General features: G+C 74.5%; 6 protein-coding genes. All 6 read left to right on the top strand.

Annotation, left to right across the window (positions count from 1 at the left end):
- Positions 1–813 (top strand): RibD family protein (locus E4P41_RS21250; RefSeq protein ID WP_135143185.1); only part of this gene is annotated, 813 nt, incomplete at its 5' end.
- Positions 814–815: 2 nt separating this feature from the next.
- Positions 816–1,442 carry a riboflavin synthase gene (locus E4P41_RS21245; RefSeq protein ID WP_135143184.1) on the top strand — a complete coding sequence of 209 codons (627 nt, stop codon included), beginning with the start codon at positions 816–818 and terminating at the stop codon, positions 1,440–1,442.
- Positions 1,443–1,515: 73 nt separating this feature from the next.
- Complete coding sequence (locus tag E4P41_RS21240) at positions 1,516–2,823, top strand: bifunctional 3,4-dihydroxy-2-butanone-4-phosphate synthase/GTP cyclohydrolase II (RefSeq protein ID WP_209307850.1); 1,308 nt, start codon at positions 1,516–1,518, stop codon at positions 2,821–2,823.
- Positions 2,820–3,344 (top strand): 6,7-dimethyl-8-ribityllumazine synthase, encoded by a 525-nt coding sequence (ribH, locus tag E4P41_RS21235; RefSeq protein ID WP_135143183.1) that lies wholly within the window; start codon positions 2,820–2,822, stop codon positions 3,342–3,344. Before E4P41_RS21240 ends, ribH begins: the two co-directional genes overlap by 4 nt.
- Positions 3,341–3,604: a phosphoribosyl-ATP diphosphatase gene (locus E4P41_RS21230; protein ID WP_135143182.1), complete on the top strand. Its 264-nt coding sequence runs from the start codon at positions 3,341–3,343 to the stop codon at positions 3,602–3,604. The genes ribH and E4P41_RS21230 overlap by 4 nt, the downstream gene beginning before the upstream one ends.
- A gap of 25 nt (positions 3,605–3,629) precedes the next feature.
- Positions 3,630–4,496 carry an ATP phosphoribosyltransferase gene (hisG, locus tag E4P41_RS21225; protein WP_135143181.1) on the top strand — a complete coding sequence of 289 codons (867 nt, stop codon included), beginning with the start codon at positions 3,630–3,632 and terminating at the stop codon, positions 4,494–4,496.
- Positions 4,497–4,778: the final 282 nt, after the last annotated feature.

Raw genomic sequence — 4,778 nt, 5'->3', positions numbered from 1 at the left:
GAGCAGCTCGCCGCGCTGCAGCCGCAGGTCGAGGTCGGTGAGCGTCTCCGAGCCGGTGTTGGTCAGCGTGCCGGCGAGGGTGACCGTGGCCCCGAGGGTGAGCGTCCGCGGCTCGAGGAGGCCGAGGCCGCCGAGGGCGCGCTGGCCGCGTGGCTCACCGGCGTCCGCGAGCACCGGCCGCACGTCGTCTGGAAGGTCGCCGGCACCCTCGACGGCCGGGTCGCCGCTGCCGACGGCAGCAGCCGCTGGGTCACCGGCCCGGACGCCCGCGCCGCCGTCCATCGGCTGCGCGCCACCTGCGACGCCGTCCTGGTCGGCTCGGGGACGGCGCTGGCCGACGACCCGCAGCTCACCGTCCGCGACGCGGAGTTGCCTCCCACCCACCCGGCCGCCGACCGGCAACCGCTGCGGGTCGTCCTCGACCGTCGCGGCCGGCTGCCCCAGGACGCCCGCGTGCGGGACGGCGCCGCGCCCACCCTGGTCAGCGCCGCCGCCACCCCGCGGGAGCTGCTCGCCGAGCTGTTCGACCGCGACGTCCGACGCGTGCTGCTCGAGGGTGGGCCGACGCTCGCCGCGGCGTTCCTGCGCGAGGGGGTGGTCGACGAGGCGGTCCTGCACCTGGCCCCGAAGCTGCTCGGGAGCGGGGCGCCGCTGGTCGGCGACCTGGGAATCGCCGCCATCGGCGACGCGCTGGAGTTCTCGGTCGCCGGCCTCACCCGCCTGGGCGGGGACGTGGAGGTCCGGCTGCGGCCGACCCGGCACACTGGGGACCGGCGCGCCGCGGACAGCCGCGGCGCGACCGGAGGGAGTTGATCGTGTTCACCGGCATCGTCGAGGAGGTCGGCATCCTGCTCGCCCGCGAAGGGCTCGGGGAGCCGGGCGGGGAGGTGACTGCCGCCCGGCTGCGCATCCGGGCCCGGAAGGCGCTCGAGGGCGTGGCGCTGGGCGACTCGATCGCCGTCAACGGCGTCTGCCTGACCGTCACCGGTTCGGACGGCGAGGAGTGGACGACCGACGTGATGGCCGAGACCCTCCGCCGCAGCAGCCTGGGCGCCCTGGGCGCCGGCGATCCGGTCAACCTGGAGCGGGCGGTCACTCCGCACACCCGCCTCGGCGGCCACCTGGTGCAGGGCCACGTCGACGGAGTGGGCACCGTGCTCACCCGGACGCCGGGCGAGCACTGGGAGGTCGTGCGGGTCGCCCTGCCGCCGGAGCTGGCCCGCTACGTCGTCGGGAAGGGCTCCATCACCGTGGACGGCGCCTCGCTCACCGTGAGCGCGGTCAGCGACGCAGACGACGCCGAGCCGTGGTTCGAGGTCAGCCTCATCCCCACCACCCTGCGCGAGACCACGCTGGGTGCCGTCCCTCCCGGGAGCCCGGTCAACCTGGAGGTCGACGTGATCGCCAAGTACGTGGAACGCCTGTTGGGAGCACGCCCGTGAGCGAGCTCGCGAGCGAACGCATGGGCACAGCAGCGCCGCGAACGCGGCCGACGAGCGCCGGCGAGGAGGATTCGTGAGCGCCACCGTCCGCCTGGACACCGTCGAGGACGCCATCGCCGCGATCAAGGGCGGCCGTCCGGTCGTCGTCATGGACGACGAGGACCGCGAGAACGAGGGCGACCTGATCTTCGCCTCCGAGCTGGCCACCCCCGAGCTCGTCGCGTTCATGGTCCGCTACACCTCGGGCTACATCTGTGTCGCCGTCACCGAGGCCGACGCCGACCGGCTGGACCTGCCGCCGATGTTCCGGGTCAACCAGGACCGGCGAGGGACGGCGTACACGGTCACCGTCGACGCCCGCGAGGGCGTGACCACCGGCATCTCCGCCTCCGACCGGGCGCACACCATCCGGCTGCTCGCCTCACCGGAGACCAACTCCGCCGATCTGGCCCGGCCGGGGCACATCGTGCCGCTGCGCGCCAAGGACGGCGGGGTGCTGCGCCGGCCCGGCCACACCGAGGCCGCCGTCGACCTCGCGGTTCTCGCCGGGCTGCGCTCGTCGGGCACGCTGTGCGAGCTGGTCAGCGAGAAGGATCCGACTGGCATGGCCCGCGGCGACGAGCTGCGCGTGTTCGCCGACGAGCACGACCTGTGCCTGATCTCCATCGCCGACCTGATCGCGTACCGCAAGCGGTTCGACAAGCTGGTCGAGCGGGTGGCCGAGGCGACCGTGCCGCTGGCCCCGGGCACCTTCACCGCCGTCGGCTACCGCAGCTCCTACGACGACCGCGAGCACGTCGCGTTCGTCTACGGGGAGATCGGCGACGGCGAGGACGTGCTGGTCCGGGTGCACTCCGAGTGCCTCACCGGCGACGTGTTCGGCTCGCTGCGCTGCGACTGCGGCCCCCAGCTGCAGGCGGCGCTGGCCGCGGTGGCGCAGGAGGGCCGGGGCGTCGTGCTCTACATCCGCGGCCACGAGGGCCGGGGCATCGGCCTGCTGCACAAGCTGCAGGCCTACCAGCTGCAGGACATGGGCATCGACACCGTCGACGCCAACCTCGACCTGGGTCTACCCGCCGACGCCCGCGACTACGGCACCGGCGCGCAGATCCTCGTCGACCTCGGCGTGCACACGATGCGGCTGCTCACCAACAACCCGGCCAAGCGCGCCGGGCTGGAGGGCTACGGGCTGCGGATCACCGGCCGGGTGCCGCTGCCCAGCCACGTCACCGCCGAGAACCTCGCCTACCTGCGTACCAAGCGCGACCGGATGGGCCACCTGCTGGACATCATCGAGCCGGAGACCGAGTCCGGTCCGGCCGACGCCGCGACCGTGCCCGGCACCGACGTCCCGCTCCGCCGGACGGAGCAGCCGCTGTGAGCGGCACGGGGGCGCCCGAGGGCGGGTCCGTCGACGCCGCCGGGCTGACCCTCGGCATCGTGGCCACCACCTGGCACGCCGAGATCACCGGGGCGCTGCTGGACCGGGCGGTCGCGGCGGCGGTCGCCAGCGGGGTCCCCGAGCCGACCGTCGTCCGGGCGCCGGGTGCGGTCGAGCTGCCGGTCGTCGCCCAGGCGCTCACCGAGGGGCACGACGCCGTCGTGGCGCTCGGGGTCGTCATCCGCGGTGGGACGCCGCACTTCGAGTACGTCTGCGACGCGGTGACCGCCGGCCTGACCCGGGTGGCCCTCGACGCGGGCAAGCCGGTCGGCAACGGCGTGCTCACCTGCGACACCGAGGAGCAGGCGCGCGACCGTGCGGGGCTGCCGGGCTCCGCCGAGGACAAGGGCTGGGAGGCGGCGGTCGCCGCCCTGGCCACGGCGCTGACCCTCCGCGGTCTGCGCGGGCGGTCCCGGCCCACCGGCTTCTCGATCCGACCGGCCGACGGGAGCCGCGCGTGAAGACCTTCGACTCACTGTTCGCCGAGCTCTCCGCGAAGGTCACCGCCGGCGACCCCGCGTCCGGGACGGTGACCGCGGTCCGCGACGGCGTGCACGCCGCCGGCAAGAAGGTCGTCGAGGAGGCCGCCGAGTCCTGGATGGCAGCCGAGCACGAGGGTCCCGAGCGCACCGCCGAGGAGGTCAGCCAGCTGCTCTACCGGGTGCAGGTGCTCATGCTGGCTCGCGGGCTGACCTTGGACGACGTCTACGCTCACCTCTGATCCCCCCGCCGAAGGAGCTCTCCCCGTGCTGCGCATCGCCGTGCCCAACAAGGGCGTCCTGAGCGAGCCCGCGGCCGAGATGCTCGCCGAGAGCGGCTACCGGCAGCGCCGCAGCACCAAGGACCTCGCCGTCTACGACCCCGACAGCGACACCGAGTTCTTCTACCTGCGGCCCCGTGACATCGCCGTCTACGTCGCCGCCGGCACTTTGGACGTCGGCATCACCGGGCGGGACATGCTCCTCGAGACGGCCCCGGCGGACGGGGAGGGCGTCGCTGCGGTGGAGGTCATGTCGCTGGGTTTCGGCCGCTCCTCGTTCCGCTTCGCCACCCCGGTGGGGTCCGGCATCGAGACCGTCGAGCAGCTGGCCGGCAAGCGGATCGCCACCGCCTACCCGGTGCTGCTGCGGCGCCACCTCGACGAGAACGGGATCGCCGCCTCGGTCGTCAAGCTCGACGGCGCGGTGGAGACCGCCTGCCGGCTCGGTGTCGCCGACGCCGTCTGCGACGTGGTGGAGACCGGGACGACGCTGCGGGCGGCCGGGTTGCACATCATCGGCGAGCCGGTGCTCACCAGCGAGGCCATCCTGGTCCGGCGGGCCGGGGCCGAGGAGGTTCCCGCGGTGGCGCAGCTGCGCCGCCGGCTGCGCGGCGTCCTGGTCGCCCGGCAGTACGTGATGCTCGACTACGACTGCCCGAACGAGCTGCTGGAGAAGGCGACCGCGCTGACCCCCGGCCTCGAGGGGCCGACGGTCAGCCCCCTGCAGACCGAGGGCTGGTCGGCCGTGCGGGCGATGGTCGCGCAGAGCGACACCAACCGGGTGATGGACGAGCTCTGGGAGCTGGGCGCCCGCGCGATCCTGGTCACGAGCATCCACGCCTGCCGGCTCTGACGCTGTGACATTGTCGGCCTACCGGCCGACACCGCCACCACGTGCCGTTCCCGGCCGGCGCTGAGCCCCATCGTCGCCTCCTCGGGGACCCTGCGGGCCCCGCTCGTCAGGCGACACCGCGGCCACGTGCCGTTCCCGGCCGGCGCTGAGCCCCATCGTCGCCTCCTCGGGGACCCTGCGGGCCCCGCTCGTCAGGCGACACCGCGGCCACGTGCCGTTCCCGGCCGGCGCTGAGCCCCGTCGTCGCCTCCTCGGGGACCCTGCGGGCCCCGCTCGTCAGGC

It is taken from the genome of Geodermatophilus sp. DF01-2 (genome assembly GCF_004571065.1).
GTDB lineage: Bacteria > Actinomycetota > Actinomycetes > Mycobacteriales > Geodermatophilaceae > Geodermatophilus.
Note: the sequence above shows the minus strand (reverse complement) of the source record. Positions and strands in the feature narration are given on the sequence as shown.